The sequence below is a fragment of the Streptomyces sp. NPDC032091 genome (genome assembly GCF_055580265.1).
Window position 1 is genome coordinate 118,184 of sequence record NZ_JBVILR010000010.1, and the last position, 24,914, is coordinate 143,097.

General features: G+C 73.1%; 29 protein-coding genes. 16 read left to right on the plus strand and 13 right to left on the minus strand.

The genetic code is table 11. The annotated features are described in order from the left end of the window. Nucleotides 1-78 precede the first annotated feature (78 nt). A complete protein-coding gene (locus tag ACZ5NJ_RS18415; RefSeq protein ID WP_003966491.1) occupies nucleotides 79-246 on the plus strand; it encodes a DUF3117 domain-containing protein in 168 nt (55 codons plus the stop codon). Nucleotides 247-328: 82 nt separating this feature from the next. Here ACZ5NJ_RS18415 and ACZ5NJ_RS18420 read toward each other — a convergent pair whose 3' ends face one another. Then, nucleotides 329-991: an O-methyltransferase gene (locus ACZ5NJ_RS18420; protein ID WP_468766080.1), complete on the minus strand. Its 663-nt coding sequence runs from the start codon at nucleotides 989-991 to the stop codon at nucleotides 329-331. 167 nt (nucleotides 992-1,158) lie between these two features. On the opposite strand from ACZ5NJ_RS18420, the gene sigE reads away from it, so the two are divergent. The 6 genes from sigE to ACZ5NJ_RS18450 all read left to right on the plus strand — a co-directional run bounded on the left by sigE (nucleotide 1,159) and on the right by ACZ5NJ_RS18450 (nucleotide 5,602). Continuing rightward, nucleotides 1,159-1,938 (plus strand): RNA polymerase sigma factor SigE, encoded by a 780-nt coding sequence (sigE, locus tag ACZ5NJ_RS18425; RefSeq protein WP_468766081.1) that lies wholly within the window; start codon nucleotides 1,159-1,161, stop codon nucleotides 1,936-1,938. Beyond that, complete coding sequence (locus ACZ5NJ_RS18430; RefSeq protein ID WP_468766082.1) at nucleotides 1,935-2,585, plus strand: zf-HC2 domain-containing protein; 651 nt, start codon at nucleotides 1,935-1,937, stop codon at nucleotides 2,583-2,585. Before sigE ends, ACZ5NJ_RS18430 begins: the two co-directional genes overlap by 4 nt. A 112-nt stretch (nucleotides 2,586-2,697) precedes the next feature. Further along, complete coding sequence (locus ACZ5NJ_RS18435) at nucleotides 2,698-3,345, plus strand: hypothetical protein (protein ID WP_468766083.1); 648 nt, start codon at nucleotides 2,698-2,700, stop codon at nucleotides 3,343-3,345. Nucleotides 3,346-3,383: 38 nt separating this feature from the next. Next, entirely contained in the window at nucleotides 3,384-4,139 is a 756-nt protein-coding gene (locus ACZ5NJ_RS18440; protein WP_468766203.1) for a S1C family serine protease, read from the plus strand. A gap of 136 nt (nucleotides 4,140-4,275) precedes the next feature. Beyond that, nucleotides 4,276-4,725 carry a sec-independent translocase gene (locus tag ACZ5NJ_RS18445; protein ID WP_468766084.1) on the plus strand — a complete coding sequence of 150 codons (450 nt, stop codon included), beginning with the start codon at nucleotides 4,276-4,278 and terminating at the stop codon, nucleotides 4,723-4,725. A gap of 136 nt (nucleotides 4,726-4,861) precedes the next feature. After that, a complete protein-coding gene (locus ACZ5NJ_RS18450) occupies nucleotides 4,862-5,602 on the plus strand; it encodes a hypothetical protein (protein WP_468766085.1) in 741 nt (246 codons plus the stop codon). Nucleotides 5,603-5,676: 74 nt separating this feature from the next. Here the strand turns inward: ACZ5NJ_RS18450 and ACZ5NJ_RS18455 are convergent, their stop codons facing one another. From ACZ5NJ_RS18455 to ACZ5NJ_RS18465, 3 genes are all read right to left on the minus strand, one after another. After that, entirely contained in the window at nucleotides 5,677-6,837 is a 1,161-nt protein-coding gene (locus tag ACZ5NJ_RS18455) for an Mrp/NBP35 family ATP-binding protein (protein WP_468766086.1), read from the minus strand. A 43-nt stretch (nucleotides 6,838-6,880) separates the two neighbouring features. After that, nucleotides 6,881-7,459 carry a DUF1003 domain-containing protein gene (locus ACZ5NJ_RS18460; RefSeq protein ID WP_468766204.1) on the minus strand — a complete coding sequence of 193 codons (579 nt, stop codon included), beginning with the start codon at nucleotides 7,457-7,459 and terminating at the stop codon, nucleotides 6,881-6,883. A 94-nt stretch (nucleotides 7,460-7,553) separates the two neighbouring features. Further along, nucleotides 7,554-8,825 (minus strand): magnesium transporter MgtE N-terminal domain-containing protein, encoded by a 1,272-nt coding sequence (locus ACZ5NJ_RS18465; RefSeq protein ID WP_468766087.1) that lies wholly within the window; start codon nucleotides 8,823-8,825, stop codon nucleotides 7,554-7,556. Between the two features lie 198 nt (nucleotides 8,826-9,023). Between ACZ5NJ_RS18465 and ACZ5NJ_RS18470 the strand changes: the two genes are divergently transcribed. Continuing rightward, nucleotides 9,024-9,923, plus strand: a complete 900-nt coding sequence (locus tag ACZ5NJ_RS18470; RefSeq protein ID WP_468766088.1) for a hypothetical protein — start codon at nucleotides 9,024-9,026, stop codon at nucleotides 9,921-9,923. Nucleotides 9,924-9,953: 30 nt separating this feature from the next. Here the strand turns inward: ACZ5NJ_RS18470 and ACZ5NJ_RS18475 are convergent, their stop codons facing one another. Both ACZ5NJ_RS18475 and ACZ5NJ_RS18480 read right to left on the minus strand, forming a co-directional pair. Beyond that, nucleotides 9,954-10,460 carry a hypothetical protein gene (locus ACZ5NJ_RS18475; protein WP_468766089.1) on the minus strand — a complete coding sequence of 169 codons (507 nt, stop codon included), beginning with the start codon at nucleotides 10,458-10,460 and terminating at the stop codon, nucleotides 9,954-9,956. 44 nt (nucleotides 10,461-10,504) lie between these two features. Further along, nucleotides 10,505-11,617 carry a magnesium and cobalt transport protein CorA gene (locus tag ACZ5NJ_RS18480; RefSeq protein WP_468766090.1) on the minus strand — a complete coding sequence of 371 codons (1,113 nt, stop codon included), beginning with the start codon at nucleotides 11,615-11,617 and terminating at the stop codon, nucleotides 10,505-10,507. 372 nt (nucleotides 11,618-11,989) lie between these two features. On the opposite strand from ACZ5NJ_RS18480, the gene ACZ5NJ_RS18485 reads away from it, so the two are divergent. From ACZ5NJ_RS18485 to ACZ5NJ_RS18500, 4 genes are all read left to right on the plus strand, one after another. Next, nucleotides 11,990-12,574 carry a suppressor of fused domain protein gene (locus ACZ5NJ_RS18485; protein ID WP_468766091.1) on the plus strand — a complete coding sequence of 195 codons (585 nt, stop codon included), beginning with the start codon at nucleotides 11,990-11,992 and terminating at the stop codon, nucleotides 12,572-12,574. Between the two features lie 84 nt (nucleotides 12,575-12,658). Next, the gene (locus ACZ5NJ_RS18490; protein ID WP_365154270.1) at nucleotides 12,659-13,300 is read left to right on the plus strand and encodes a DUF6758 family protein; all 642 of its coding nucleotides are present in this window, start codon (nucleotides 12,659-12,661) and stop codon (nucleotides 13,298-13,300) included. Nucleotides 13,301-14,328: 1,028 nt separating this feature from the next. Beyond that, the gene (locus ACZ5NJ_RS18495; RefSeq protein ID WP_468766092.1) at nucleotides 14,329-15,195 is read left to right on the plus strand and encodes a PHP domain-containing protein; all 867 of its coding nucleotides are present in this window, start codon (nucleotides 14,329-14,331) and stop codon (nucleotides 15,193-15,195) included. Nucleotides 15,196-15,299: 104 nt separating this feature from the next. After that, nucleotides 15,300-15,905 (plus strand): MarC family protein, encoded by a 606-nt coding sequence (locus ACZ5NJ_RS18500; protein WP_079429653.1) that lies wholly within the window; start codon nucleotides 15,300-15,302, stop codon nucleotides 15,903-15,905. Nucleotides 15,906-15,985: 80 nt separating this feature from the next. On the opposite strand, the gene ACZ5NJ_RS18505 is transcribed toward ACZ5NJ_RS18500, so the two are convergent. The 3 genes from ACZ5NJ_RS18505 to ACZ5NJ_RS18515 form a co-directional block, all read right to left on the minus strand. Then, nucleotides 15,986-16,138, minus strand: a complete 153-nt coding sequence (locus tag ACZ5NJ_RS18505; protein ID WP_007266367.1) for a hypothetical protein — start codon at nucleotides 16,136-16,138, stop codon at nucleotides 15,986-15,988. Nucleotides 16,139-16,233: 95 nt separating this feature from the next. Further along, the gene (locus ACZ5NJ_RS18510; RefSeq protein WP_468766093.1) at nucleotides 16,234-17,094 is read right to left on the minus strand and encodes an alpha/beta fold hydrolase; all 861 of its coding nucleotides are present in this window, start codon (nucleotides 17,092-17,094) and stop codon (nucleotides 16,234-16,236) included. 103 nt (nucleotides 17,095-17,197) lie between these two features. Next, entirely contained in the window at nucleotides 17,198-19,159 is a 1,962-nt protein-coding gene (locus ACZ5NJ_RS18515; protein ID WP_468766094.1) for a DEAD/DEAH box helicase, read from the minus strand. 465 nt (nucleotides 19,160-19,624) lie between these two features. Here ACZ5NJ_RS18515 and ACZ5NJ_RS18520 point away from each other — a divergent pair, with 465 nt between their 5' ends. Then, nucleotides 19,625-20,383, plus strand: a complete 759-nt coding sequence (locus ACZ5NJ_RS18520; RefSeq protein ID WP_468766095.1) for a ferritin-like fold-containing protein — start codon at nucleotides 19,625-19,627, stop codon at nucleotides 20,381-20,383. Between the two features lie 32 nt (nucleotides 20,384-20,415). Here the strand turns inward: ACZ5NJ_RS18520 and ACZ5NJ_RS18525 are convergent, their stop codons facing one another. From ACZ5NJ_RS18525 to ACZ5NJ_RS18540, 4 genes are all read right to left on the minus strand, one after another. After that, a complete protein-coding gene (locus ACZ5NJ_RS18525; RefSeq protein WP_468766096.1) occupies nucleotides 20,416-20,718 on the minus strand; it encodes a hypothetical protein in 303 nt (100 codons plus the stop codon). A 117-nt stretch (nucleotides 20,719-20,835) separates the two neighbouring features. Beyond that, nucleotides 20,836-21,063, minus strand: coding sequence for a DUF3107 domain-containing protein (locus ACZ5NJ_RS18530; protein ID WP_468766097.1), 228 nt, complete (start codon nucleotides 21,061-21,063; stop codon nucleotides 20,836-20,838). Between the two features lie 121 nt (nucleotides 21,064-21,184). After that, nucleotides 21,185-21,823 carry a TetR/AcrR family transcriptional regulator gene (locus ACZ5NJ_RS18535; RefSeq protein ID WP_007266374.1) on the minus strand — a complete coding sequence of 213 codons (639 nt, stop codon included), beginning with the start codon at nucleotides 21,821-21,823 and terminating at the stop codon, nucleotides 21,185-21,187. Between the two features lie 156 nt (nucleotides 21,824-21,979). Continuing rightward, the gene (locus ACZ5NJ_RS18540) at nucleotides 21,980-22,195 is read right to left on the minus strand and encodes a hypothetical protein (protein WP_468766098.1); all 216 of its coding nucleotides are present in this window, start codon (nucleotides 22,193-22,195) and stop codon (nucleotides 21,980-21,982) included. A gap of 132 nt (nucleotides 22,196-22,327) precedes the next feature. Here ACZ5NJ_RS18540 and ACZ5NJ_RS18545 point away from each other — a divergent pair, with 132 nt between their 5' ends. From ACZ5NJ_RS18545 to ACZ5NJ_RS18555, 3 genes are all read left to right on the plus strand, one after another. Beyond that, nucleotides 22,328-23,323, plus strand: a complete 996-nt coding sequence (locus tag ACZ5NJ_RS18545) for an alpha/beta fold hydrolase (protein WP_468766099.1) — start codon at nucleotides 22,328-22,330, stop codon at nucleotides 23,321-23,323. 4 nt (nucleotides 23,324-23,327) lie between these two features. After that, entirely contained in the window at nucleotides 23,328-24,662 is a 1,335-nt protein-coding gene (locus ACZ5NJ_RS18550; protein ID WP_468766100.1) for a DUF3152 domain-containing protein, read from the plus strand. A 70-nt stretch (nucleotides 24,663-24,732) separates the two neighbouring features. After that, entirely contained in the window at nucleotides 24,733-24,828 is a 96-nt protein-coding gene (locus ACZ5NJ_RS18555) for an Ms4533A family Cys-rich leader peptide (protein ID WP_468766101.1), read from the plus strand. The last annotated feature ends 86 nt before the right edge of the window (nucleotides 24,829-24,914 follow it).

Below are 24,914 nucleotides of genomic sequence, written 5' to 3' on the forward strand. Positions count from 1 at the left end.
TGTGTTCGATGCCGGGTATTAGGCGCCTGAACGGGGCCGTCGGCTGACGATGAGCTGGTTTCAGGAAGGGGAACGAGCATGGCGGCCATGAAGCCGCGGACGGGCGACGGCCCGCTCGAGGTCACCAAGGAGGGGCGAGGCATCGTCATGCGCGTACCGCTCGAAGGCGGCGGTCGGCTTGTCGTCGAGCTGACGCCGGACGAGGCGGACGCCCTGGGTGACGCCCTGAAGAAGGTCGTCGGCTGACCCTCGACCCTTGAGATCTTCACACCGCCCCGCCGCTCACGCGGCGGGGCGGTGTCGTCTTGTGCGGACCGGCCGCACCGGACTACCGCCGGACGGCGCAGAGGAGTCCGTCGCCGACCGGCAGCAGCGCGGACTCCAGCGCGGGACTCTCCCGCACGGTGCGCAGCAGCTCCCGGACCCGCAGCACCTCCACCGGCTGCGCGGCGGAGTCGACCGTGCGCCCGTCCGCGAAGACCCCCTCGAAGCACACCAGCCCCCCGGGCCGCAGCAGGCGCAACGATTCCGCGAGGTAGTCCAGCGACTCGGTGGGGTCCCCGTCGCAGAACACGAGGTCGTACCCGCCGTCGGCGAGCCGCGGCAGCACGTCCAGGGCCCGCCCCGGAATGAACCGCGCCCGGTTCCCCGCGAAGCCGGCGGCGCGGAACGCCTGCCGGGCGAAGGCCTGCCGGTCCGGTTCCGGATCGACCGTGGTCAGTACCCCGTCCGGACGCATCCCGTGCAGCAGGTGGATGCCGGAGACCCCGGTCCCGGTGCCGATCTCGGCGACCGCCTTGGCGTCCGCCGTGGCGGCGAGCAGGCGCAGCGCGGCCCCGGTGCCGGGGGAGACGGAGCGCAGGCCCGCTTCCCTGGACCGGTCGCGGGCCCATCGCAGAGCGTCGTCCTCGGCGACAAACGCGTCGGCGAACGCCCAGCTCGTCTGCCGGTTGCCGGTAATGACCCTCTCCTGTCCCCATAGTTGGCGCAACGGTGACTGTATCCGCTGACGTCGGGAACCCGCAGATGGGACCGGGCGTTGGGAGGGTGAGAGGCGGGATAGAGGGGACGCCGGCGGGCAGATCGGCGGTGCGGAACCCGAGCCCCGGGCAAAGTTACTGCAAAAAGGCTTATCCAGAGCTGACGGGAGGGGTGGCTATGGTAGGGGCTCCACTGGACACCACCAGAGCCGACAGGGGAGGTGCGGCTGCGCCTGTGGATCGTGGAGGCGTACTGAGACGTCTCTTCTGGTCGGCGGGTGAGCCGAAATCCGTGACCTACACCGCTGACCGTTTCCACACCGCCCACACCGCGACCACCGCGACCTTTGCCGCCGATGCGGGCTCCCAGGCGTGGACCCCTCCCACCTGGGAGGAGATCGTCAGCACGCACAGCGCGCGGGTCTACCGCCTCGCCTACCGCCTGACGGGCAACCAGCACGACGCCGAGGACCTGACGCAGGAGGTCTTCGTCCGCGTCTTCCGCTCGCTGTCCACGTACACGCCCGGCACCTTCGAGGGCTGGCTGCACCGCATCACCACCAACCTGTTCCTGGACATGGTCCGCCGCAAGCAGCGGATCCGCTTCGACGCGCTCGCCGACGACGCCGCCGAGCGGCTGCCGAGCCGCGAGCCCTCCCCGCAGCAGGTGCTCCACGACACCCACTTCGACGCGGACGTGCAGCAGGCGCTGGACACCCTCGCGCCCGAGTTCCGTGCCGCCGTGGTGCTCTGCGACATCGAGGGCCTGTCCTACGAGGAGATCGCCGCCACCCTCGGCGTGAAGCTGGGAACCGTCCGCAGCCGCATCCACCGCGGCCGATCGCACCTGCGCAAGGCGCTCAAGCACCGTTCTCCCCAGGCCCGCGCGGAGCAGCGTGCCCTGGCGGGCGTGGCGGTGGGCGTCCCGGGCGCCGGGGGAGAGGGCGGACCGGAGTGAGCGGAGTCAGTCCGTCCCCCGCCGAACAGCACCTGGGCGACCGTCTCGCCGCGCTGGTGGACGGGGAGCTGGAGCACGACGCCCGCGAGCGGGTGCTGGCGCACCTGGCCACCTGCGCCAAGTGCAAGGCCGAGGCCGACGCGCAGCGCCGGCTGAAGACCCTGTTCGTGGAGAGCGCCCCGCCGCCGCTGTCCGCCGGACTGCTGGCCCGGCTGCAGGGGCTGCCGGGAGGGGGCCCCGAGGGCCCCGCCGGGCCGCCGGGCGGTCCCGGCGCGGGGCGCGCCCCCGCGCCCGGGGCCGACCCTTTCGCCGCCTTCGGTTACGCCGTGCCGCCCGCCCCGCGGGAAGGGTTCCGCATCCATGAGATGGGGCGTCCCAGACGCCGCCTCGCCTTCGTCGCGGCCGGAGCCGTCTCGCTGGCGGCGATCGCGCTGGGTGGTGCGCTTCCGATGGACGCGATCGAGCCCAACGCCCGGGGTGAGGCGCCGGCCTCGCGGCCGGGGCCGACGGTCCCCCTGACCGACGCCGCCGTCCGCGACCGGCTGCCGCTGCGGGACGGGATGCGTGGCCCGAGCCCGTCCGCCCCGCTGCCCTCGGCCGGCTCCCCGCCGCCGGTCACGGCCCAGCCTGTCTCCCTCACCCGCTGACCCCGGGAGCCGCTCCCGGCCGCGCCCCGGGCCAGCGCGGGGGCCCGGCACCTGATTGAATCTGCGGCACACGTGCCGCCCCGCGGCGCGCCAGGCCCGCGGGGGAGCGCAGATGTCCGACAGCCAGCAGAACGGTCCGGCTCCCGCCCGCTGGAGCCGGCCCGCCGCCCCGTCCGGCCACGAGGCTCCCTCGGCGGACGCCCCGGCCGTCCCCGCTCCCCGTGACCCGGGGGAAGAGCCGCAGAACCCCCCGGAGGCCGAGGCCCCCTCGGCGACCACGCCGGCCCCCGCGCCCGCCGCCGCCCCGGAGGGCGAGCCCGGCTCCGGGGCCGCCCCCGAACCCGCGGCCGAGTTCGCGGCGGACGGAGAGACCGGGGCCGGGCCGCGGTACGACCCCTGGGGCGCGCGGCCCCTCCAGGTGGCGGACGGCGAGGGCGCGCCGCGCCGGGGCGGGGTCCCGGGCTGGCAGCTGGCCGTCTTCGGAGTGGTGATCGCCCTCCTCGCCGGCGGCGTCGGCGGCTGGCTGGGCATCATCGCCGAGCGCCGCACGAGCACCCGCCTGGAGCTCCCCCAGGCCGCCGTCGACAACCGGGGCCGGGCTCCCGACAGCGTGGCCGGCATCGCGGCCACCGCCCTGCCCGGCGTCGTCACCCTGCACGTCAGCGGCGGCGAAGGCGGCGGCACGGGCACCGGATTCGTCCTGGACGAGCAGGGCCACATCCTCACCAACAACCACGCGTCGCCGATGCCAAGGACATAACGGTCACCTTCAGCACCGGGGACAGCGTCACCGCCGAGCTGGTCGGCCGCGACAGCGGCTACGACCTGGCCGTCGTGAAGGTCACCGGCGTCCGCGGCCTGCGCCCCCTGGCCCTCGGCAACTCCGAGAACGTCCGCGTCGGCGACCCCGTCGTGGCCATCGGCGCCCCCTTCGACCTCTCCAACACCGTCACCGCCGGCATCATCAGCGCCACCGGCCGCCCCATCACGGCGGGCGGCGACAAGGCCGGCGGCAGCGACATCAGCTACGTCGACGCCCTCCAGACCGACGCCCCCATCAACCCCGGCAACTCCGGCGGTCCGCTCCTCGACTCCCGCGCCCGCGTCATCGGCATCAACAGCGCCATCCGCGGGGCCGACAAGGGCGACGACGAAGGCGACCGCAACCGCCAGAGCGGCAGCATCGGCCTCGGCTTCGCCATCCCCGTCAACCAGGGCAAACGCGTCGCCGAGGAGCTCATCCGCACCGGCCACGCCACCCACCCCGTCATCGGGGTCACCTTGGACATGCAGTACACCGGCGACGGAGCCCGGGTCGACACCAAGGGCGAGGACGGCAAGCCCGCCGTGGTCGCCGACGGCCCCGGTGCCCGCGCCGGGATCCGCCCCGGCGACGTGATCACCAAGGTGGACGGGGTCCGCGTGCACGGCGGCGACGAGCTGATCATCAAGATCCGGGCCCACCGGCCCGGCGACCACCTCTCCCTGACCGTGCTGCGCGACGCCCGGGAACGCACCCTGGACGTGGTGCTCGGGTCCGCCAGCGGCTCCTGAGACCGGCATACGCGGGAGGAACGCGCGGCGACGCCCGGGTGAATCCGGCGAAGGGCCCGCACCGGCGTAGGGGCGGGCCGGGTTCGCCGGGTACCGTTGACCGGGCCCGATGTGGAGAGAGCCGAGGAGCGGCAAGGTGTTCAACGACATAGGCGCACTCGAACTGGTCACCATCGTGGTGCTCGCCATCCTCATCTTCGGGCCGGACAAGCTCCCGAAGGTGATCCAGGACGTCTCGGGCTTCATCCGCAAGATCCGCGCGTTCTCGGACAGCGCCAAGCAGGACATCCGCTCCGAACTGGGCCCCGAGTTCAAGGACTTCGAGTTCGAGGACCTGAATCCCAAGACCTTCATCCGCAAGCAGCTGACCGAGAACGAGGACCTCCAGGAGCTGCGCAGCAGCTTCGACCTCCGCAAGGAGCTGACCGAGGTCACCGACGCGGTCAACAGCCGCGGGACCGGCGAGGCGGCCCCCGCCTCCCCGGCGTCCGCCACGCCCGCCGCCGCCACCGGTCCCGACCTGCTGAAGAAGCCCGCAGCACCGGCCCAGGAACCGCGTACGCCCTTCGACGCCGACGCCACCTGAGCCCCAGCCTGCCCGGCGATCCGGGGACGGATGGCTATCCTCCATCTGTCCGGAGCCAGGACGCCCGAGGGTGGGGGTCCCCCCAGCGAAGCGAGGGGGAGGGCCGTTCCGGATCCCACGGAACGAGAGGCCGCCCATGGAGACGACGAGCACGAGCAGCAGCCGGGTGGGCACACAGCCCGCCGACGCCCCCGACGCCACCACTCCGCAGCCCGAGCCGCCCGAGCCGGCGGCGCGGTCCGGCGCCGGCCGGACCACCGACGCCACCGCGCCCGTCCCGGCGGCGCGCCGCGCCGCCGAGGGCTACCTGAGGGCCGAGTTCCCCTGGTACGGGCTGGACGGGGCCTTCACCGGCCCCCGCTGGCTCATGCAGGTCGGCACCGGCGCCGACGGCGCCGTGGAGCACGGCTCCACCGGGCACGGGGACGAGCCCTCGGTCCGGGGCGAGATCGCCACCGGCGAGAAGGAGCGGTTCGCGGTGGTGGTCACCGTCGCCAGCAACCCCCTGCGCCGCAGCGGGGACGGCACCGGCGTCCTGGAGGCCACCTCGGTCTCCTCGGCCGCCTGGCTGGCCGGCTCCGGGCTGCTGGCCTACAGCTGGCCGCCGCAGATGGACCACAGCCTGCGCGACGACTGGCTCGACCAGCAGACGGAAGCCGCGTGGGAGCTCGCCGACGACCTCACGGGGCCGGACTGGTCGACGCTGTCGCTGCCCGTGGACGGGGAGCCGACGCCGTTCCACTACCGCGAGTCCGAGTTCGGGTGGGTGCTGGCCGGCTCCACCGGGAGCGGGGTGCACCTGGGCGCGTACGGGCGGGGGATGAGCGCGTACGGGCTGGGCTTCTCGGCCATCGCCGACCTGGGGTCCTACGAATAGGCGACGGCCCCGGCGCAAAGGGGCACCACCGCCCGGTGGTGCCCCTTGCCCGTACCCCTGGAACTTGTCTTGCGCTAGAACTTGTTGCGCGGCGTGATGCCCAGGGACATGCCCGAGAGGCCGCGGGCGCGCCCGCCCAGCTTGCCGGCGATCGTGCGCAGGGCCGCGCCCGCCGGGGAGTCCGGGTCCGCCAGGACGACCGGCCGGCCGTTGTCGCCGCCCTCGCGCAGCCGCACGTCGATCGGGATCTGGCCCAGCACCGGCACCGTGGCGCCCGTGGTCTTCGTCAGACCGTCCGCGACCTTCTGGCCGCCGCCGGTGCCGAAGACGTCCACCATCTCGTCGCAGTGCGGGCACGGCAGGCCCGACATGTTCTCGACGACGCCCACGATCTTCTGGTGCGTCTGCACCGCGATCGAACCGGCCCGCTCCGCGACCTCGGCCGCCGCCTGCTGCGGGGTGGTGACGACCAGGATCTCGGCGTTCGGGACGAGCTGGGCCACCGAGATGGCGATGTCGCCCGTGCCCGGCGGGAGGTCCAGCAGCAGCACGTCCAGGTCGCCCCAGAACACGTCGGCCAGGAACTGCTGGAGCGCGCGGTGCAGCATCGGGCCGCGCCACACCACCGGGGCGTTGCCCGGGGTGAACATGCCGATGGAGATGACCTTCACGCCGTTCGCGGACGGCGGCATGATCATGTTCTCGACCTGGGTGGGCTTGCCCTCCACACCCAGCATCCGCGGCACGCTGTGGCCGTAGATGTCCGCGTCGACCACGCCGACCTTCAGGCCGTCGGCCGCCATCGCCGCCGCCAGGTTCACGGTGACGGAGGACTTGCCGACGCCGCCCTTGCCGGAGGCCACCGCGTAGACGCGGGTCAGCGAGCCCGGCTTCGCGAAGGGCACCTCGCGCTCGGCGGTGCCGCCGCGCAGGGTGGTCGCGAGCTCCTTGCGCTGCTCGTCGCTCATCACGTCCAGGGTGACGGACACGGAGGTGACGCCCGCGACCTTCGCGACGGCGTCGGTGACGTTCTTGGTGATGGTCTCGCGCATGGGGCAGCCCGACACCGTCAGGTAGACCGTGACGGCGACCGCGCCGCCGTCGCCGATCTCCACCGATTTGACCATGCCGAGTTCGGTGATCGGCCGGTGGATCTCGGGGTCGTTGACCGTCGCCAGCGCGTCCAGGATCGCGTCCTGCTCCGGCACGGCGGCGGAGGGTGTCTCGGTAGCCATGCCCCCGATGGTACGGCTCGGTAGCAGGGCTCCGGTAAGCCGATCAGCGGTCGCCTTCGTCACTTTCACCGGGGAACAGCCGCCGCTCGTCCATCTCCTTGATCAGGTCCTGGAACTCCGAGCGGATCCAGTCGCGCGTGGCGACCTCGCCCAGACCCATCCGCAGCGCCGCGATCTCCCGGGTCAGGTACTCGGTGTCCGCGATCGACCGCTCGTTCTGCTTGCGGTCCTGCTCGTGGGTGACCCGGTCCCGGTCGTCCTGCCGGTTCTGCGCGAGCAGGATCAGCGGGGCCGCGTACGAGGCCTGGAGGGACAGCATCAGCGTCAGGAAGATGAAGGGGTACTGGTCGAAGCGCAGGTGGTCCGGGGCGAAGACGTTCCACAGCACCCACACCACGATGACCAGGGTCATCCAGACGATGAACCGGCCCGTGCCCAGGAACCGGGCGACCCGCTCCGACAGCCGCCCGAAGGCCTCCGGGTCGTACTCGGGCAGCAGCTTGCGCCGGTCCTGGCGCGGCTGGTCCAGCCGCACCCGCGAGCGCGTCAGCGCGCTGGCCCCCGACGGCGCGCCGGCGCGCGCCCGTTCGGAGGAACGTTCCGCCGCCCGTTCGCCACGCAGCCGCGCCGCCTCCTCCAGCCGCTCCGAGAGCCCCTCGCGGGTCTGCTCGCGGCGCCTCTGCCGACGCTCGCGCGCCGCGTCGCCCCGTCCGCGTTCAGTGGCCACGTACGGCCTCCTCGGAATGGAAGTCCGTCTCCCGCCAGTCGTCGGGCAGCAGGTGGTCCAGGACGTCGTCGACCGTCACCGCGCCCAGCAGCGAGCCGCTCTCGTCGACCACGGGCGCCGCGACCATGTTGTACGCGGCCAGGTAGCTCGTCACGACGGGCAGCGAGGCGTCCGGCGGCAGCGGCGGCAGGTCCGTGTCCACGATCGAGCTGACCAGCGTGAACGGGGGGTCCCGCAGCAGCCGCTGGAAGTGCACCGTCCCCAGGTACTTGCCCGTCGGCGTCTCGTCCGGCGGCCGGCACACGTACACCTGCGCCGCCAGCGCCGGCGACAGGTCCGACTGGCGTACGCGGGCCAGCGCGTCGGCGACCGTCGCGTCCGGCCGCAGCACGATCGGCTCCGTGGTCATCAGACCGCCGGCGGTGTTCTCCTCGTACGACAGCAGACGCCGCACGTCGGCCGCGTCGTCCGGCTGCATCAGCGTCAGCAGCCGTTCCTTGTCGTCCTCGGGCAGCTCGGAGAGCAGGTCGGCCGCGTCGTCCGGGTCCATCGCCTCCAGGACGTCGGCGGCGCGCTCCTCCTTCAGCTTGCCGAGGATCTCCACCTGCTCGTCCTCGGGCAGCTCCTCCAGGACGTCCGCGAGCCGGTCGTCGTCGAGGGCGTTGGCCACCTCGGCGCGCCGCTTCGGCGTCAGGTGGTGCAGCACGTTCGCCACGTCCGCCGGGCGCATCTGCTCGAAGGTGGCGACCAGGTTCTCCGCGCCCTGGCCCTCCTCCTCCAGCGAGAAGCCGGTCACCGCCGACCACTCCACCGTCAGGGTCTCGCCGCGGCGGCGCAGCGCGCCCCCCTTGCCCTTGCGGACGAAGATCCGGTCGATCTCCCAGTCACGGCGGGCCGGCAACTGCTGGATGGCCACGTCGAGAACGGTGACCTCCTCGGAGCTGGCCACCAGCGTCACCCGGCGGTCCAGCAGCTCGCCGATGATCAGCCGCTCGGTCGGACGCTGTTCGAAACGCCGCATGTTGACGACACCGGTGGTGATGACCTGCCCGGACTCCACGCCCGTCACCCGGGTCATCGGAAGGAAGATGCGGCGCCGGCTGACCACCTCGACCACCAGGCCCAGCAGCCGGGGCGGACGGCCGCCGACGCGCAGCATCGCCACCAGGTCGCGGACCCGGCCCACCTGGTCGCCGTTGGGGTCGAAGACGGGCACGCCCGAGAGGTGCGAGACGAAGATCCGCGGGGCGCCTGCACCCATCCGAGCGCCTCCTAGAGCGTCGATCACCAGTCCTGCCGTGCCTCAGGCTAGCCCCTGCCGGGGGAAAGCGTCCTGGTGGGGCGGTCCGGCCGGGGGTCCGGCGGGGCCCGTCGCGGGGGCGGGTACGCTGCCTGCTGCTCCCCCGGGACACCGGCCGGGAGCCGCCCCCGGCCGACCCAGCGACGAGAGGCACCCGACGTGACCGCCTACCCCTCCGCCGTTCGGCTGCGCCGGGCCGCCGTCATCGGTGCCCTGTGCGCGGGCATCGCCGTCACCCAGGCGGGCTGCGCGGAGAAGACGGACCCCGACAAGGGCACGAACGGGGTCGGCAAGCAGACCCCGGAGAAGATCGAGAGCCAGGCGAAGGCCGCGGCCGCCGCCGCCGGCTCGGTCCACCTCTCCGGGACCCTGGTCAGCGGCGGCAAGTCCTACACCCTCGACCTGCGGCTCAAGGGCGACGGCGGCTCCGGCCAGGTCAAGTCGCAGGCCGACACCTTCCAGGTGCTGCGCGTCGGCGAGCAGCTGTACCTGAAGGCCAGCGCCGCGTTCTGGGGGAAGTCGGACTCGGCCGGCAAGCTCGGCGACAAATACGTGAAGGTCCCCGAGAGCGACCCCACGTACAAGCAGTTCCGCGGGTTCACCGACATGCACGTCCTGCTCGACGGGCTCCTCGGCCTCCAGGGCAAGCTCACCAAGGGCGGCTACACCACCGTCGGCCACACCCGGGCGGTGCCGGTCTCCGCCGACGCGGGCAAGGGCGGCAAGCTGACGGTCTCCCTGGAGGGCACCCCGTACCCGCTGCTGATGGAGCGCGCGGGCGGCGCGGGCCGGGTGGAGCTGACCGAGTGGGGCAAGGCCTTCCCGCTGGAGGCGCCGGCCCAGGACCAGACCGTGGACTACGGCTCCCAGCTGCCGACCACCAAGGACGGAGCGGGGACGGGCACGGGCGCCTCCCCGGCCCCGTCGAAGAGCGCGGGCACCGGCGGCTCCGCCGGCTCCGGAGGTACGGGCGGCTCCACGGGTACGGGCCGCTCCGCAGGCACGGGCGGCTCCGGCGGCAGCTCCTCCGGCCAGGGCTCGAACCCGACCGGCGGCTGAGCGCCGGGCCGCCTCCCGCGGCTCCCTCCGCTACTTCCTCTTCCGCTTCAGCAGCAGCTTCGGCAGCCCCGCCGGGATCGGCCGGCGCGTCGTCGCGGGGGAGCCCAGCGGCGCCGCGGCCAGCGAGCCCTCGGGCAGCCGGTCGGCCACCGCCACCGGCTCCAGCCGCAGCAGCCGGCACTCCCGGGCCCAGCGCTCCGTCATCGCCTCCGAGTCGGGCGCGTTCAGCCGCTTGCCCTTGAGCTCGGCGACGGCGGCCTCCCACGGCCCGGAGCCGGGCGCGAGCTCCCGTACCGCCGCGGTCCAGGCCACGAGCCGGCCGCCCTTGTCCTTGCTGCGTACGGTCACCTCGGCGGCCGCGCCGTCCGCGAGCCCCGGGAACGGCTGCTCGCCGGGTCCGTCGCCGAGCACGTGCGCGGCGCCGTCCACCCAGGCGTGCCACAGGGCCCGGTCGGCGCCCGCACCGCGGACCCAGATCAGGCCGGACTTCTTGGAGGCCTCCTCGACGAGGGCCAGGTCGAGTGCGCTGAGAGTCATGCGCACAGCGTAGGGCGTGCGCTGCCCAGCGCTACCGTTGGCTGCTACAGCCAGCCGTTGCGCCGCAGCGCCCGGTGGATGGCGAAGCAGCTGCCGACGATCGCGGCCATCACCATCGGATAGCCGTAGCGCCAGTGCAGCTCCGGCATGTGGTCGAAGTTCATGCCGTACACCCCGCAGATCATCGTGGGGACGGCGATGATCGCCGCCCAGGAGGTGATCTTGCGCATGTCCTCGTTCTGGGCGACGGAGGCCTGCGCCAGGTTCGCCTGGAGGATGGAGTTCAGCAGCTCGTCGAAACCGATGACCTGCTCGTGCACCCGGGCGAGGTGGTCGGCGACGTCACGGAAGTACTTCTGGATGTCCGGGTCCACCAGCCGCATGGGCCGCTCGCTCAGCAGCTCCATCGGCCGCAGCAGCGGCGAGACCGCCCGCTTGAACTCCAGCACCTCCCGCTTCAGCTGGTAGATGCGGCCCGCGTCGCCGCCCCGGGCGACACCCTTGGCCGGAGCGGCGAAGACCGCGCTCTCCACCTCGTCGATGTCGTCCTGCACGGCCGCCGCGACGGCGATGTACCCGTCCACCACGTGGTCGGCGATCGAGTGCAGCACCGCCGACGGGCCCCGGGTCAGGAGCTGGGGGTCGTCCTGGAGGCGGTGGCGCAGCGTCCGCAGCGAACCCTGGCCGCCGTGCCGGACCGTGATCACGAAGTCCGGGCCGGTGAAGCACATCACCTCGCCGGTCTCCACCACCTCGCTGGTGGCGGTCAGTTCGGCGTGCTCCACGTAGTGGATCGTCTTGAAGACCGTGAAGAGGGTCTCGTCGTAGCGCTCCAGCTTCGGCCGCTGGTGGGCGTGGACCGCGTCCTCCACGGCGAGGGGGTGCAGACCGAACGTGGCGGCGATCCCCGCGAACTCCGCCTCGGTGGGCTCGTGCAGGCCGATCCAGGCGAACCCGCCGTCCTCCCGGACCCGCCGCAGCGCCTCACGCGGCGTCAGGCAGTCGCCCTGCGCCCGCCGGCCGTCGCGGTAGACGGCGCAGTCGACGACCGCGCTGCTCGCGGAGGGGTCGCGGGTGGTGTCGTAGCCGGGCTGTACGGGCGTGGACTTGCGCAGTGACGGACGGACGGCGGCACGGAGGTAGGGCAGCATCGACATGGCAGGCTCCTTCTCGCGCACGGCTGCGGACCGCACGGGTGGGAGGCCCTCCGGCAGCGGGCGGACAGGCCCGGGCGGACGGAGGGAAACAGGACGGAGGACAAAGTTCTGCCGTCGCTCTTCTGCTGATCAGAAGATCAAAGGGGGCTGGAGCCGCCCTGGAAAGTGGCCGAAGAGCGATTGGTACTGCACGATCGACTTCGATCCATCGCAGCCCCACCTCCTCCGGCCGGTCCCCCGTGGGGGACGTCCTGTCGCCGGAGCCCTGAATCATGCTTCTGCACGCGGCCCCGACCGGCTGTCAACACTATCAGCCGACAGATGGTCAAACGGCTGTCTTTACCCGGCGGATAGGAGTTCTATGCTCGCTCCATGGCAGAAATTCCGGCCCTCGTCGAAGCCCGGCTGCGCAGCGCGTTCGGCGAACCCGACGCCCGCGCCGCCGTCACCTTCCTGGGCACCGACCGCATCGAGGTCCTCCGCTTCGCCGAGGGCGACCTCGTCCGGTACGCGACCCTCGGCATGTCCGCACACCCCATGACCGACCCGACCGCCGTGGTCGCCGACCCGGTGCGCGGCCCGCGCGCCGAGCTGCTGCTGACCGTACGGGCGGGGCTCGCGCCCACCGACAAGGTGCTGCGGCCCCTCGCGGTGCTGGCGGCCTCCCCGATGGTCGAGGGTCTGGTCGTGGCCCCCGGCGCCTCCCTCGACGTCGGCGAACCCCTGTGGGACGGGGCGCCGTTCACCTCGGTCCTCGTCGCCGAGCCGGGCGGACTCGTCGAGGACCTCGACCTGGACGAGCCGATGGACCCCGTCCGCTTCCTCCCCCTGCTCCCCATGACGGCGAACGAGGCCGCCTGGAAGCGGGTGCACGGCGCGGCCGCCCTCCAGGAGCGCTGGCTCGCGCGCGGGACCGATCTGCGGGACCCTCTGCGTACGGCCGTCGCACTGGACTGAGCGCGGGGCCCGCCGGGCGCGGGTGCCATCCGGACGGGTGATCGCGTCTTGACGGGGCGCCGGGCGGGGAGGAGCGTGCTTCCTATGAGGGGCGAACCGAGTTGCCCGAAGTGTGGTGGCCGGGTGCGCGCGCCCGGTCTTTTCTCCGACTCCTGGCAGTGCGCCGTGCACGGCCCCGTCCACCCGCTCCAGCCCGTCATCCCGCCCAGCGTGGAGGGCCTGGGCGTGGTGGCGAACCGGTCGAAGGTGCCGGTGTGGATGCCGTGGCCGCTGCCGGTGGGATGGCTGTTCACGGGGGTAGGCTCCGCCGGCGACGACCGCACCGGCGGCCGGGCCACCGTCGTGGCCTGCACCGGCCCCGGCCCGCTCGGCGGCCTGGGCGAGCTGCTGCTGGTCGCCGAGGAGCTCGGCGTGGGCCTCGGCGCCCGCTTCGCGGGCATCGACGGCCCCGACCCCGGCCCGGGCCTCGACGTCTCGGGCCCTCCGCACGCCAAGGTCGTCACCGACGGCCGCCCGACACCGCTGTGGCACGTCAAGGGTGCCCCGGAGGACCGCGCCGTGTTCGCGGGCGAGGCCCGCGGCCTGTGGCTGTGGGCCATCGTCTGGCCGGAACAGTCGGGCCTCCTCATGTACGACGAACTCGTCCTGGCCGACCTCCGCGACGCGGGCGCGGAGGTGGAACTGGTCCCGTGCGGTGCGCTGAGCCCGCGGATCCTGGGGCCGTAGGGGGCGGGGCGGGGTTGGGGCGCTGGGCGGGGTCGGGGGTGGGCGGGGTCCCCTTGAGCGGTCTCAGGGAGGGGTTGGGGCTTTCCCGTCAGTCTCATCGTCCTTCCGTGTCGGGCCGGCCTGTCAAGGGCGCTCCTTCGTCGCGTCGCTGCGCGATGGCCTTCGGCCACGCGGCCGGGTCAGGGACCAGGCGAGGTCGTCGGGGGTCGCCTGACCGGGCATCCGGGCAGACCTCAAGGTGCAAGCGGGGACGACCTACGCGTCAGATCGCTACGCGCTCCTCCCGGCTTAGCGTCCGCCGCCCGTCTGGGGTCGCTGCCCGCACGAAAGGACGATGAGATCGTCATCCGGGGCCGCCCGGCGCCCCAGATCGCTACGCGCTCCTCGCGTCTCAGCGTCAGGCGGCCGTCTTGGCTTTCTGACCGCACCAGACGACGGGTGGCAGGGCATCCCAGCCCACGACCACCCCTGGACGCCGAGAAACGAGGAGCGCGTAGCGATCTGGGGCGCGGGGCGGCCCCGGATGACGATCCCATCGTCCTTGGCTGCGGGCAGCGACCCCAGACGGATGGCAGACGCTAAGCAAAGAGGAGCGCGTAGCGATCTGACGCGTAGGTCGTCCCCGATTGCCCTCACGACGGGGCCGGATGCCCAGCGAGGCGGCCCCCGACGACCTCGCCTGCTCCCTGACACGGCCGGATGTCTCATGAACATCCGTTCCGTTTCTTTGGGGGTTTCCCGGCAGTCTTCGTTTTTCCGTGGCGGGACGGTCTGTCAAGGGTGGCCGAAGGCCATCGCGAAGCGACGCGACGAAGGAGCGCCCTTGACAGGCCGGCCCGACACGGAAGGACGATGAGACTGACGGGAAAGCCCCAACCCTTCTCTGAGACCGCCCCGCTCGGGTCCCGCCCACCCCTGACCCCGCCCGCCGCCCCACCCCCCCGCCCCCCCGCCCACGGCCCCGCCGGGGTTGGGGCGCGGGTATCCTGGAGTGTCCCCCTCGTCCGTCTGCACCCTGGAGTCCGGCTGTGCGCATCGATCTGCACGCCCACTCCACGGCTTCCGACGGTACCGACACCCCCGCCGAGCTGGTGCGCAACGCCGCCGCGGCCGGGCTGGACGTGGTCGCGCTGACCGACCACGACACCGTCGGGGGATACGCCGAGGCCGTCGCGGCCCTGCCGCAGGGCCTCACGCTGGTCACCGGGGCCGAGTTGTCCTGCCGGCTCGACGGGGTGGGGCTGCACATGCTCGCCTACCTCTTCGACCCGCAGGAGCCCGAGCTCGCCGCCGAGCGGGAGCTCGTGCGGGACGACCGCACGCCCCGCGCCCAGGCCATGGTCGGCAAGCTCCGGGAGCTCGGCGTCGGCGTGACCTGGGAGCAGGTGGCCCGGATCGCCGGGAACGGCTCCGTGGGGCGCCCGCACATCGCGACCGCCATGGTCGAGCTGGGCGTCGTCCCCACCGTCTCCGACGCGTTCACCGCGGAGTGGCTCGCCGATGGGGGCCGCGCCTACGCCGAGAAGCACGAGCTGGACCCCTTCGACGCCATCCGCCTGGTCAAGGCGGCCGGCGGGGTCACCGTCTTCGCGCACCCGGCAGCCGTCAAGCGCGGCACGTGCGTGCCCGAGGAGGCGATAGCCGCCCTCGCGGCCGCGGGCCTGGACGGCATCGAGGTGGACCACATGGACCACGACGCCGACACCCGCGCGCGCCTGCGCGGCCTGGCCGGGGACCTCGGTCTGCTGACCACCGGTTCCAGCGACTACCACGGCAGCCGCAAGACCTGCCGTCTCGGGGAGTACACCACCGACCCCGAGATCTACGGCGAGATCACGCGCCGGGCCACGGGGGCGTTCCCCGTGCCGGGCGCCGGCGGAGACGCCCGCGCCTGAGCGCCGCCGCCGCTGCTGCCGCTGCTGACGCATGCGGTCGCCGGGCCCCCGCGCGTCCGTCCCCTCGCCCTTTTTCGTGACACCCCTCTATGCAAGGCATCACTGTGTTCGATTTCGCTGTCTTCGGATCCCTTTTTCTCACGCTTTTTGTGATTATGGACCCGCCGGGCATCACCCCGATCTTCCTCGCGCTGACCTCCGGCCGCCCGGCCAAGGTGCAGCGCCGTATGGCCTGGCAGGCCGTCTGCGTCGCCTTCGGTGTGATCGCCACCTTCGGCATCTGCGGCCAGCAGATCCTCGACTACCTGCACGTCTCCGTCCCGGCGCTGATGATCGCCGGTGGTCTGCTGCTCCTGCTGATCGCGCTCGACCTGCTCACCGGCAAGACCGACGAGCCCAAGCAGACCAAGGACGTCAACGTCGCCCTCGTCCCGCTGGGCATGCCGCTGCTGGCCGGTCCCGGTGCGATCGTCTCCGTCATCCTGGCCGTGCAGAAGGCCGACGGGTTCGGCGGGCAGCTCTCCGTGTGGACGGCGATCGCCGCGATGCACGTGGTGCTGTGGCTGACGATGCGGTACTCCCTCGTCATCATCCGGATCATCAAGGACGGCGGCGTCGTCCTGGTCACCCGCCTCGCCGGCATGATGCTCTCGGCCATCGCCGTCCAGCAGATCATCAACGGCGTCCTCCAGGTCGTCCACGGCGCCTGAACCGCCCCGGGCCGCCCCCGGGTCGCCCCGCACATACGAACGCCCCCGTACCGGATCGGTACGGGGGCGTTTCGGAAGCATCAGGAGGACGCACTCTCGGCCGGTCGGATCAGGATGCGCTGGCCGATGGCGGCCGCCTGCTGCACGATCCGGTTGACGGAGGCCGCGTCCACGACGGTGCTGTCCACGGCGGTTCCGTCGACGTCGTCCAGGCGCAGAATCTCGAAGCGCACGGCTTCTCCCTTCGTCGGTGTTCTCCTTGCACAGGGGTCAACCAGGAGCGCTCCAGAAACATTCCCTACGCTAAGGAAATTTTTTCCTTAGCTAACTACTGCGTGGTCAAGGATCGCCAGAAGGTGGCTAGAGAACCCGCTGTGAGCTGCGGGCTCTCCGCGTTGGGGGAGTGTTCGGCACCTTCGATCACGACCCGTGAGGCGCCGAGGCGGACGGCCATCTCGTCCATGAGGGGGACCGGCCAGGCGTAGTCGACCACCCCGGACAGCACCAGCTTCGGCAGCGGCACCTCCGCCAGCTCCGCCACCCGGTCCGGCTCCGAGACGAGGACCCGGCCGGTGGTGATCAGCTGCTCGGGGACGGTGGCCAGCCAGCGTGCGCGCAGGAACGTGGCCAGCTCGGGGGAGTCGGGGACGGCGTCCGCCGGGTCCTGGGCCCGCATCGCCTCCCAGATGGCCGGCATGTCCTCGCGCATCGCCTCCAGAGCCGCCACCAGCAGCTTCGTGCGGGCCTGCTGCTCCTCCGCGATCGCGGCGGGGCCGCTGCTCATCAGGGTGAGGGAGGCGAAGGGGGAGGCGTCGCGGAGCACCGCCGCGCGGGAGATCAGCCCGCCGAGGGAGTGGCCCACCAGGTGGAGGGGGCCGGAAGCACCCAGTGCCCCGGCCTGGGCCAGGAGGTCCAGGGCCAGCTCGTGGAGCTCGTACGCGGACTCCTCGCGCGGGCCGGGGCTCTCGTACTGCCCGCGCCCGTCGACGGCGACCACCCGGAAACCGGCGGCGGCCAGGGGCTCCAGCAGGGCGATGAAGTCCTCCTTGCTGCCCGTGAACCCGGGGACCAGCAGGGCGGTACCGAGCACCGGCTCGCCCGCCTCGTGGACGGCGAACTCGCCGCGGGAGGTGTCCAGGCGGTACGCGCGGGCGGCGGGGGGCAGGGTGAGGCGCGGCGGCTTGCTCATGGCCCGAGGTTACCGGCCCGTAGACCGCGGCCGGGCGCGGGTACGAGGACGGCCCCGGCCCCCCGATACGGGGGGCCGGGGCCGTTCGCCTCAGCGGCGGTGCCTAGCGGAAGCGGCGCGTCGTGCGGGCCGGCTCGGTCGGCGGGGCGATCTGGAACTGCGGCTCGGAGTCCGGGGTGGTCACCTTGCGGGTCCGGCGGCGGGGCGCGACGGGCGCCTCGTCGATGACCACGGCCGGGATCGGGGTCGGGGCGGCCTTGCGGGTCGGGACCCGGCGCGGCCGGACCGGAGCCGAAGCGTCCGCGACCGGAGCGGCGGCCGCGGGGGCCTCCACCGGGGCCTCCGCGACGGCGGCGGCCTTACGGGTCCGGGTGCGCTTGGGCTTCGCCGGCGCCTCCTCGGCGACGGCCGGGGCCTCGGCCACGGGGGCCTCCACCACGACGGCCTCCGCGAACGGCACCTCGACGGCCGGAGCCGCCGCCTTGCGGGTCCGGCTGCGACGCGGCTTGACCACCGTCGCCTCCTCGGCCACGACCGGAACCGCAGCCTCGACGACCGGGGCCACGACCGCGGCCGGAGCCTCGACGACGGCGGCCTCGGCCACCGGCGCCTCGGCCTCGTTCACCGCGGCGACGGCCGCGGCCGTCAGCCGGGTGCGGCGGCGGCGCGGGCGGCGCGCTTCCTCACCCGCCGGGGCCTCGGCGGCCGGGGACGCCGGAGCGGCCACGGTCTCGGCCTCGGCGCCCAGGTCCGTACCGCCACGGGTGCGGCGGCGCTGGCGCGGGGTCCGGGCGGGACGCTCCTCGGCCACCGGGGCCGCGCCGCGGCCGCCACGGCCACCGCGCCCGCCGGTCTCGCCCAGGTCCTCCAGCTCCTCGGCCTTCAGGCCGGCCCGCGTGCGCTCGGCGCGCGGCAGGATGCCCTTGGTGCCGGCCGGGATGCCCAGCTCCTCGTAGAGGTGCGGGGAGGTGGAGTACGTCTCGACCGGGTCGTGGAAGTCCAGCTCCAGCGCCTTGTTGATCAGCTGCCAGCGCGGGATGTCGTCCCAGTCGACCAGGGTGACGGCGGTGCCCTTGTTGCCCGCGCGGCCGGTGCGGCCCACGCGGTGCAGGAAGGTCTTCTCGTCCTCGGGCGTCTGGTAGTTGATGACGTGGGTCACGCCCTCGACGTCGATGCCGCGCGCGGCGACGTCGGTGCACACCAGCACGTCGACCTTGCCGTTGCGGAACGCGCGCAGCGCCTGCTCGCGGGCGCCCTGGCCCAGGTCGCCGTGGACGGCGCCGGAGGCGAAGCCGCGCCGCTCCAGCTGCTCGGCGATGTCGGCGGCCGTGCGCTTGGTACGGCAGAAGATCATCGCCAGCCCGCGGCCGTCGGCCTGGAGGATGCGGGAGACGAGCTCCGGCTTGTCCATGTTGTGCGCGCGGAAGACGTGCTGCTTGATGTTGGCGACGGTCGCGCCCTCGCCGTCCTCGGAGACGGCGCGGATGTGCGTCGGCTGCGACATGTAGCGGCGGGCCAGACCGATGACCGCGCCCGGCATGGTCGCCGAGAACAGCATCGTCTGCCGCTTGGCCGGCAGCAGGTTCATGATCTTCTCGACGTCGGGCAGGAAGCCCAGGTCGAGCATCTCGTCGGCCTCGTCGAGGACGAGGGCCTTGACGCGGGACAGGTCGAGCTTCTTCTGCCCGGCCAGGTCCAGCAGGCGGCCCGGGGTGCCGACGATCACGTCGACGCCCTTCTGGAGCGCCTCGACCTGGGGCTCGTACGCGCGGCCGCCGTATATGGCGAGGACGCGGACGTTGCGGACCTTGCCCGCGGTCAGCAGGTCGTTGGTGACCTGGGTGCACAGCTCGCGGGTCGGAACCACCACGAGGGCCTGCGGGGCGTCGGTCAGCTGCTCGGGCGTGGCCCGGCCGGCCTCGACGTCCGCGGGGACGACGACCCGCTCCAGCAGCGGAAGGCCGAAACCGAGCGTCTTGCCGGTTCCGGTCTTGGCCTGGCCGATGACGTCCGTGCCGGAAAGGGCGACGGGGAGGGTCATCTCCTGGATCGGGAAGGGGGACACGATGCCGACGGCCTCAAGGGCTTCGGCGGTCTCGGGGAAGATCCCGAGTTCTCGGAACGTAGTCAGGGTGCTGCCTCTTCTGTGAGACGCGGCGCGAGGCGGCGAGGGGGGTCCTACCGTGCCGGGCTTGCGGTACTGCGCCCGCCCGGGGTGGGGCGGGTCGTACGAAGCTGCGCGGGACCACTGCCATCGCTCAGGCGCTCATGCCGCTGAGGGGGCCCCTCGTGGAGGCGGTACGCATGGGCGTACTCCCCGCGCCGAGGGCGGTCGGGTGGAGCCGATCGGGCCACCGACCGGGCATCCTCATTCGGATGGCCCGCCGAGTATCCGGCAGGCGCATTACCACTGTACCCCGGAATCGCGCAGGTGTGTCGGGTGAATTCACCAGGTAGGCGTGTTTACCCGGACCGGGACCACGTAGGAGTGGTGACTTGTCCCGCCTTTCGGCGGGCTATTGTGCGGAGCATGTCGACCGTTGAAAACGCATCTCCCGCCGACGACGACGCCCAGGCCGGGGCGCAGGGCATCGCCGACCAGGACTGGGCGACCGCCTCCGCCTCCCCGCAGTACCGGGCCGCCGTCGTGGACCTCCTCGGCGCGCTGGCGTACGGAGAGCTCGCGGCCTTCGAGCGCCTCGCGGAGGACGCGAAGCTCGCGCCCACCCTGGGGGACAAGGCCGAACTGGCGAAGATGGCCTCCGCCGAGTTCCAGCACTTCGAGCGGCTGCGCGACCGGCTCGCGGCGATCGACGCCGAGCCCACCGCCGCGATGGAGCCGTTCGCCAAGGGCGTCGACGACTTCCACCGCCAGACCGCGCCCTCGGACTGGCTGGAAGGCCTGGTCAAGGCGTACGTCGGCGACTCGATCGCCAGCGACTTCTACCGCGAGGTCGCCACCCACCTCGACACGGACACCCGCGCCCTGGTCGTCGGCGTCCTCGACGACACGGGCCACGGCGGCTTCGCCGTGGAGAAGGTCCGCGCCGCGATCGAGGCCGACCCGCGCGTGGGCGGCCGGCTCGCGCTGTGGGCGCGCCGCCTGATGGGCGAGGCCCTCTCGCAGGCCCAGCGGGTGGTGGCCGAGCGCGACGCGCTGTCCACCATGCTGGTCGGCGGTGTGGACGGGATGGCGGCCGGCTTCGACCTGGCGGCCGTCGGCGAGATGTTCACCCGGATCACCAAGGCGCACACCAAGCGCATGGCCGCCCTCGGCCTCGCGGCCTAGTCCTCTAGGGGTCCTGCGGCCGCCGCCCTCCCTCAGCTCCGCGACGGGAGCGAAAACGGAGGGCGGCGCGGGCCCCGGCCGCCACCGGCGGCCGGGCGCAGCAGCAGGGACAGGACCACGGCCGACACCCCGAGCCCGCCCAGCAGCGTGGCGAAGAGGGTGTTGTGTCCCGGCCCCAGCGACATGTGCGTGAGGTAGGCCCCGAACAGGGCCCCGCTCACCCCGCTGACCAGCACCGTTCTGGTGGAGGGCAGCCGCTTGGCGAGTACGCGCACGGCCACGCCCGCGAGGGCGAGGCCCAGCAGACCGGAGCCGAGGGCCTCCATCAGCATCATCTGGTCACTCCCCTGCGTCAGGGCAAACCGGGTCACTGCGGTCCTACCCGAAGCGGAAGAAACGGAAACGGCCCGGCGGAGGTGTCCGCCGGGCCGTTCCAGTCGTACTCCAGTGCCTCAGAGCGCTCCGAAACCGACCTTGCGCTGCGCCGGCTCACCGAGGTCGACGTACGCCAGACGGTCGGACGGCACCAGGACCTTGCGGCCCTTGATGTCGGTCAGGCTCAGCAGCGGCGCGGCGCCGGTCAGGGCGTCGGCGATGATGCCCTCCAGCTCCTCGGCGCTCAGGCCGCTCTCCAGCACGATCTCCCGGGGTGCGTGCTGCACGCCGATCTTGACCTCCACGGCTTTGTCCCTCCGACGGTCCGGTTTCGCGCGATCAGCCGCGCCGTACGCGGTCCACATTAGCCCGGTGAGGGGACACGGTCGGCTCGCGGCGGACACGCTCGCAGCGAACAGCCGCCGGTCAGGCCTCCGTGCCGTGCAGCGGGAAACCGGCGATGCCGCGCCAGGCGAGCGAGGTCAGCAGCCCCACCGCCGTGTCACGGGCGACCGGGCTCTCGCTCGACAGCCAGTACCGGGCCACGACCTGCGAGACCCCGCCCAGGCCCACGGCCAGCAGCATCGACTCGTCCTTCGACAGGCCGGTGTCCTCGGCGATCACGTCCGAGATGGCCTCCGCGCACTGGAGCGACACGCGGTCGACCCGCTCGCGCACCGCCGGCTCGTTGGTCAGGTCCGACTCGAACACCAGCCGGAACGCGCCACCCTCGTCCTCGACGTACGCGAAGTAGGCGTCCATCGTCGCCGCCACGCGCAGCTTGTTGTCGCTGGTGGACTCCAGCGCTCCGCGCACCGCCTGCAGCAGGTTCTCGCAGTGCTGGTCCAGCAGGGCCAGGTACAGGTCGAGCTTGCCGGGGAAGTGCTGGTACAGCACCGGCTTGCTGACGCCCGCCCGCTCGGCGATGTCGTCCATGGCCGCAGCGTGGTAACCCTGTGCGACGAACACCTCCTGGGCGGCGCCCAGCAGCTGGTTGCGCCGGGCACGGCGCGGCAGTCGCGTACCCCGCGGACGCGCTGCCTCGGTCTGCTCGATGGCTGTCACGCCGCCTCCCACTTTCTCTAAGAACACAGTGCGCTCTGCGCCGCGCCGCCATCGTACTTTTCGGTAACCGAATCTGGTGGGTTCAAGCCTGGTTTTCTCGCTGTGCGGACGCCTGGACACACCCCGGACATGCTGGTCAGCGCCTGGCAGATGCTGTCAGCGGTATTCCTCCTCGTCCAGGGGTACCACCCGGGCCTGTTCGGCGGCGTCCGCCTCCGGGGCCTCGCCCCGGTACCCGCCGGTGAGCGGGTCGTCCTCCTGCGGCTGGACGTCGGTGAGCTGCTCGGCGGCGTCCGCCTCCGGAGCCTCGGCGTCGAGCGGGTCCGCGAACCGGTCCCGGAAGGTGTCCGGTTCCGCAGGGTCGACAGTCATTCCACTCCCCTCCCTTTCGTTCGTCCTCTTAAGAGCCTAGGAGGATCGGGAGCCCGCCGCCAGGCGGTCCTGTGACCGCGAACACAAGGGAACGCAGGGGGGCGAGCGTGATCGTCTCGTAACATTGGCGCCATGTCTTCGACCGAGCTGCCGGGCGTGAGGTCCACCGCCGAACCGACCTCCCAGGTGGGAGCCGTCCGAGTGGCCGACGGAGAGGGGCTGCGCACCGTCACGCTGCCGGGCCTGGAGATGAACGTACGTTTCCGGCCGCCGCGGCGGGAGGGCCTGCCGCCCGCGCTGTTCGTCCACGGGCTCGGCGGCTCCTCGCAGAACTGGTCGGCGCTGATGGAACAGCTGGCCGACTCCGTCGACGGCGAGGCGGTCGACCTGCCCGGCTTCGGCTGGTCCGCGCCGCCCGCCGACCGGGACTACTCGGTCACGGCGCTGGCCCGTGCCGTCATCCGTCACCTCGACGCCGCCGGACGCGGCCCCGTGCACCTGTTCGGCAACTCCCTGGGCGGCGCCGTCTCCACCCGCGTCGCCGCGGTCCGCCCCGACCTCGTGCGCACCCTGACGCTGGTCTCGCCCGCGCTGCCCGAGCTGCGCGTGCAGGGCTCGGCCGTGCCCACCGCCCTGCTGGCGCTGCCCGGCGTGCCCGCGCTCTTCGTGCGCCTCACCCGGCACCTGACGGCGGAACAGCGCACCAGAGGGGTGACGGACCTCTGTTACGGAGACCCCTCACGGGTGACACCGGAAGGCTTCGCCCACGCCGTCGAGGAGATGGAGCGGCGCATGGCGCTGCCCTACTTCTGGGAGGCGATGAGCCGTTCCTCGCGCGGGATCGTCGACGCGTACACCCTCGGCGGGCAACACGGGCTGTGGCGCCAGGCGCAGCGCGTGCTCGCGCCGACCCTGCTGGTCTACGGTGGCCGGGACCAACTGGTCTCGTACCGTATGGCGCGCAAGGCCGCCGCGGCCTTCCGGGGTTCGCGGCTGCTGAGCCTGCCCGAGGCCGGGCACGTGGCGATGATGGAGTACCCCGAGGTGGTGGCCGCCGCCTTCCGGGAGCTGCTGCGCGACGCCGCCACCGGGGAGACCGACCGAGATACCGCAGACGGCAAGGGCTGAGGACGTGGGACGACATAGTCGCAAGGCCCCCGCACCCGAGCGTCCGCAGCCGGCGCCCGCGCCGGCGCCGTACGGGACCGGCCCGGACGGACTGTACGAGCCGGAGCCCTACGCGGCCGAGCCGTACGAGCCCGAGCCCTACCGGCCCGACCCGTACGCCGCCGACCCGCACGCCCGGTCCGCCGACCCCACGGTCGTCCACCAGGGCTACGCCCCGCCCGAGGCCCGCCCCGGCGGGCACCCCGAGCAGCGCGAGGACGGCGGCGCCTGGGGCGCGGACCCCTCACGCACCACCCTGTACGGCGACTGGCGCGGGGCCCCCCGCGCCGCGGCGTCCGTAGCCCCTCCGGCCCAGGGCGCCGACACCCCGGCCGCCGACACCCCGGCCGCCGGGTCCCTCCGCACCACCGGGAAGCCCCCGGCCCCCGCGCCCGACCCCCTCACCTCGACCGGCTCGCACCGCCGCGTCCCCGGCCCCCGCACGCCCGCGGCCCCCGACGCCGGCCCGAACGCGAGGGGCCGCGGCACGCGGGTCCGCATCTGCGCCGGCGTCGCCGCCCTGGCCGTCACCGCCGCACTCGCCGTCTTCGTCGCCGGCCAGGTCACCACCGAGGGCGACCCGGCCGCCGCCGGCGCCCGCGCCGCCGGGGACGACCCCCAGCGGGCCGGGGGCGGCAAGGCCGCCTCCCGTTCCGACGGCCGCCCCACCCCCGCCTCCCCGCCGCCCGCGCAGCCGGCGACGTACGAACAGCGGATGGCGCAGCAGCTGCCCATCGACGCCAGACTCACCGGCACGGGCGCCTTCGACACCGTCCCCGGCGTCGCCAAGGCGCCGGGCAAGGGCAAGATCGTGCGCTACCGGGTCGATGTGGAGCAGGGCCTCGGCATGGACCCGCAGCTCTTCGCCGAGGCGGTCCAGCGCACCCTCAACGACCCGCGCAGCTGGGGCCACGGCGGTGCGATGACCTTCGAGCGGGTAGCGGACGGCAAGGCCGACTTCGTCGTCACCCTGGCCAGCCCCGGCACCACCGGGGCGTGGTGCGCCAAGTCCGACCTGGACACCACGATCGACAACGTCTCCTGCGACTCCGCCAGCACCGAGCGGGTGATGATCAACGCCTTCCGGTGGGGCCAGGGGTCGGTGACCTACGGCGCCGACCAGATGTTCGCCTACCGGCAGATGCTCATCAACCACGAGGTCGGCCACCGGCTGGGACACGGGCACGAGAGCTGCCGCACACCGGGCTCCCTCGCGCCGATCATGCAGCAGCAGACGAAATCCCTCGACATCGACAACATTCACTGTCTTCCCAACCCCTGGGTATATCCCGGGAATTGACCGCACGGTGCGGGGGAGTGGCCGGTTCTTTCGTTGACAAGCCGTCCGATGATCGGTAATTGTTCTCCGCATGTCGCACCGCCACACCTCCCCCGCGAGCGCCGCCATAGAGCTGGCGCTCCTCGGTGTGGCCGCGCACAGCGTGGCCGACATCTCCTGTCGCTGACGCCGGCCTGAGCGCGCGACCCCCTTTCCTGGTTCCGCCGCGCCCGGGCCCTTGTGCCCGCAGGCGCGGCTTCCCCTTTGTCCCGG